We start from the raw sequence: 4,068 nt of genomic DNA on the forward strand, positions 1-4,068 counted from the left end.
TAGTAAGTTCTGCTTGGAAATCATTGTTATACGACAGGTACTCAGAGAGCTCATCAGTAATTGTGAAGGATGAACGGTCCACTCCGCTGGGTGTGTGAACTGTCAGCGTGTGTTGATCGACTCGTTGACGATGTCTGCATCAACCGTTACGTTGCCGTCTTTATCAACTGTGACAAATCGGCTGAGGTCCACCCAACCGACGCTCTTCTCAGTCCGATCATTGACGTTCTCTTGTTCATCACCTGGAGTCCTGACAGTGACCTCAAGAGAAGAAGGATCTCCGTCAACAGTCCATTCGATGGTCTTATTTTCGGTGTATTCAACCTCGTCAATAACGAAATTCAGGTCGTAAACACCTTGGTGCACATCCCATTCGCTGGGGTCAGTAAAAGAAATGTGAACTTTTCCGTCGACCAGCTCAATACTGTCAATAGCAGTATTTCCTGATGGGATTTCCAAGCTAGATTCTTCTAAGCTGACACCCTCAGGTAGACCAATGACGACAGGCTGCCCTGAGTCAACGTCTTCGTCATATTGAACCCGAATGGTCAGATTGTCACCAGCAGTAACAACAGCCCCTTCAGCAATAGGGCTGTTGTTGTGAAGGACTGTCGTGCTGATCCCGGGGGTCGCTGCATAGGCCGCTGGCCCTAGGGCTACAAGACCAGCCAGTGATAGGACTGCAGCAAGGATACTCGCTAAGAATCTCGAAAATCCTGACTGAATTTTCCTATTCTCGCCACGCAACTGACCCCCTCCTTCCAATGTACTTTGTTTCATTCTCGTTCCCTTGTAATCAAGTGATGAGGTCCGGAATGTTGCAACACACCGTCAGGAGAACTTGCGCCACTCCGGAGTTCCCAATTATCGGATATGGCCTAGCCAGCTCCGAAATATAGGGATTACCGAGTACAAGATTAGATTGAGGGTTCCGCGAAAGTTGTTCCAAAAGATAAAAATCACCCATGCCATCACCCCTTCGGTGACGTGCCGAAACGGCAGGCAAATTGATGAGTGTGTTAAGAGAAGACGCTGACGCTTAGGAAACGTACTTTCTGATAGTACCGGACGATGCACTCACACTAGCGCAGTTGGTTCGCCAACCTGTTGTGTCCCCAATGGAATAGGTTGTCCCAAAAATAGGGCATCTAACGGCCAGTCGTGCATTCTTTACTCGCCAGGGGACAGCAAGCCACTTTCATATGCCAAGATTACCAGCTGAGCCCGGTCGTGGCAGTGGACTTTATGCATTGTGCGATTCACATGCGTCTTGGCGGTGTGCGGTGAAATATAGAGCTGTTCGGCAATCTGCTGATTCGATAAGCCGCGGGCAACCAACACCAGGACTTCGGTTTCACGCTCGGTCAGCAACTGCAGTGCAGCAACGGCCGCGGGATCGACATTCGCAGCGGGCTGTTCAGCAAGCACATACCGTCGAATGAGTCCCCGTGTAGCCGTCGCGGATAACAGCGACTCCCCCGCATGGATAGCGAGGATGGCCCGGGTGATGTCATTGGGTTCCGCGCCTTTACCAATAAAACCGCTCGCACCCGCCCTCAAGGCTTCTACAACGTAGTCGTCTTCCTCAAACGTGGTGAGGATCAAAACTTTCGTATCACCAAGCTCAGGATCATCACAGATACGGCGGGTTGCTTCGATACCGTTGAGGCCGGGCATCCGGATGTCCATCAGAACAACGTTTGGGCGAAGCTCTTTGGCTTGTTCCACAGCGTGGTCGCCGTTATCGGCTTGACCTACAATATTGATTTCCGGATGGCCTTCAACAATGCCAACCACGGCCTGTCTGATCAGCGTCTGATCATCGACTACAAGCACTGATATCACGTGGGGTCCTCCTCCCGCTGCCAGGGTAACTCTACCTCCAGTCGGTACTGGCCAGCAGCTTTATGGGTCCAGACATGTCCTCCCACGACGGCGACTCGCTCGCGAAGCCCAATCAGGCCAAGGCCGGTGCCAATCCCTTTGGTTGTCGTGTCGGTATCCGGGCTATCTTCCGAAATGGCGTTGGCTATCACAATACGAAGGTGTTTGGGGTCCACCTGAATGCTCAGTTGGGCGGTCGATGCGCTGCCGTGTTTGTGAGCGTTGGTTAGCCCCTCCTGGATCACGCGGTATGCCACGGTATTCGTCAGTCCGGTGAATTGCGAGAGATCACCTTGAACATCGGTGTTGATTTCCAGGCCCAGCTCGCGCAGTCTGGCAAGTAACGTCTCCAACTCGTCAAGACCCTCCTGGTGTGGCGCCAGGTCGCTGTGTTCGTCATCCCGTAGGTACCGTAGTAGCCCACCGATCTCGCCCAGCGCGTCTCGGGCTGCTTCCCGGATCGTCCGAAGCGCCACTTGGGCACGGGCTGGTTGTTCGTTGAGATACCCGGATGCTGCACCGGCATGCAGATTAATCACCGAGATCTGGTGTGCCACGGTATCGTGGAGGTCACGGGCGATGCGTAACCGTTCGTCTGCAACTCTCCGCCGGGCCTCCAGCTCACGAGTCTGCTCGGCACGCTCGGCGCGATCTTCAACCTGGCGCAGATACGCGTGACGTGAGCGTGCACTGTCTGCAAGTGCCGCTGCAATGGCCAATGCCGCACCGATCTGAAACACGCGAGTATCAAGCGAATCCCAACCGGCCACAGCAAGTGCCAGGAGCACCAGCAGGCCTGTAGCGCCACTAATCACCCACAGCACGACTTTGCGGGGCGCACGAAACGCAAATGCGTAGGCGGCGATCGTGGCGGCTATTCCAGGACTCAGTGACGGCAAATTGAACAGTACTGCACTGATGAACCCCGTCAACACCAGGCTGAAGACCAATAGAGGCCATCGTCGGCGAAGAAACATCAATCCGGCAGGTACAACAAGCAATGTCAGCGTGGCAATAGCCGACGCCGGAGCGCTGCCCGGTGCTCGGGCGCCCGGTTCCTGTGGTGTGGGACCCCAAAACGGTGGTCTTTCCGGTGGACCAAAAACTTCCGGCCCGTGAAATAACGCACCACCCAATAATATCCCGCCCAACAACACTGCCGCGGCGGCCACCAGGTCCCCGCCGCGACCCATCCACCATGCCGGAGTCTTGACCGGTGTGCTGACCGTTAATGGTGTGGTGATATTTGCGTCGCTGGATCTATCCGAGGAGGGTTCTGGGCTCATATCTACCAGTGTGCCACCTCAGCAACACTCATAGCGTCACCTTCTGGCGGTAGGCCAGGATACTGCATCTGCGCTATGCAGAGTCTGCGTTTGGGCGACGCATCCAGGCCCAGCTTGCAGCAGGATTGATACCAACAGAACAGGAGAAAATTATGCCAACACATATCCCCGAACCAAACCAATCCCCACAGGGACCTCGTTACGAAGGTCGATTGCTTGACCGGCCGGAAGAAGAAGTCGTAGACCAGGGCGTGAGTTTTGATATGGGCACGCTCATAAGCCGAAGAGGACTTTTCGGCGCAGGCCTGGCAGGCGCTGGCACTCTTGCACTCGTCGCGTGCAGCACCGACTCCACCACCGGCGGCACGGCGTCGACCCCGTCCTCAACCGAGACTGGCTCCACCACGGACCTACCGGACGGAGAAATCCCAGACGAAACCGCAGGACCGTATCCAGGCGATGGGTCTAACGGTCCCGACGTATTAGAAGAAACAGGCATTGTGCGTCGCGATATTCGATCAAGTATCGGTGCCGATGCGCCTGTTGACGGAGTCCCACTCGAATTCACCTTCACTATCACCGATATGGCCAACGACGACGCACCATTTGCTGGTGTGGCGGTCTACGCCTGGCATTGCAATGCCCAAGGCTTATATTCCATGTATTCCGAGGGTGTCGAAGATGAAAGCTGGCTGCGCGGCGTCCAAATCGCCGACGCCGATGGCAACGTCACATTCACCTCAATCATGCCCGGCTGCTATGCGGGTCGATGGACGCATATTCACTTCGAGGTCTACCCGGACGAGGCCTCCATCAACGACTACACCAATGCGATTGCAACCTCCCAGATGGCCTTCCCAGAGGACATCCTGACGGATGTCTATGAACTCGATGAGTA

General features: G+C 55.1%; 4 protein-coding genes. 1 reads left to right on the forward strand and 3 read right to left on the reverse strand.

Features of this window, described 5'->3' with window-relative positions:
• Window positions 1-102: 102 nt before the first annotated feature.
• The 3 genes from K8V32_RS13895 to K8V32_RS13905 form a co-directional block, all read right to left on the reverse strand.
• Window positions 103-780: a hypothetical protein gene (locus tag K8V32_RS13895; protein ID WP_303908771.1), complete on the reverse strand. Its 678-nt coding sequence runs from the start codon at window positions 778-780 to the stop codon at window positions 103-105.
• A gap of 390 nt (window positions 781-1,170) precedes the next feature.
• The gene (locus tag K8V32_RS13900) at window positions 1,171-1,845 is read right to left on the reverse strand and encodes a response regulator transcription factor (protein ID WP_303908774.1); all 675 of its coding nucleotides are present in this window, start codon (window positions 1,843-1,845) and stop codon (window positions 1,171-1,173) included.
• Entirely contained in the window at window positions 1,842-3,170 is a 1,329-nt protein-coding gene (locus tag K8V32_RS13905; protein WP_303908777.1) for a sensor histidine kinase, read from the reverse strand. Before K8V32_RS13905 ends, K8V32_RS13900 begins: the two co-directional genes overlap by 4 nt.
• Before the next feature lie 152 nt (window positions 3,171-3,322).
• On the opposite strand from K8V32_RS13905, the gene K8V32_RS13910 reads away from it, so the two are divergent.
• Window positions 3,323-4,068: dioxygenase family protein (locus K8V32_RS13910; protein WP_303908780.1), on the forward strand; the 746-nt coding region annotated here is incomplete at its 3' end.

Source organism: Enteractinococcus helveticum, assembly GCF_020742345.1.
GTDB classification, from domain to species: Bacteria; Actinomycetota; Actinomycetes; order Actinomycetales; family Micrococcaceae; genus Yaniella; species Yaniella helvetica_A.

Coding starts and splice junctions, on each gene's coding strand:
- K8V32_RS13905 (WP_303908777.1), bottom strand. CDS start 3,170: ATGAGCCCAGAACCCTCCTCGGATAGATCCAGCGACGCAAATATCACC.
- K8V32_RS13895 (WP_303908771.1), bottom strand. CDS start 780: ATGAAACAAAGTACATTGGAAGGAGGGGGTCAGTTGCGTGGCGAGAAT.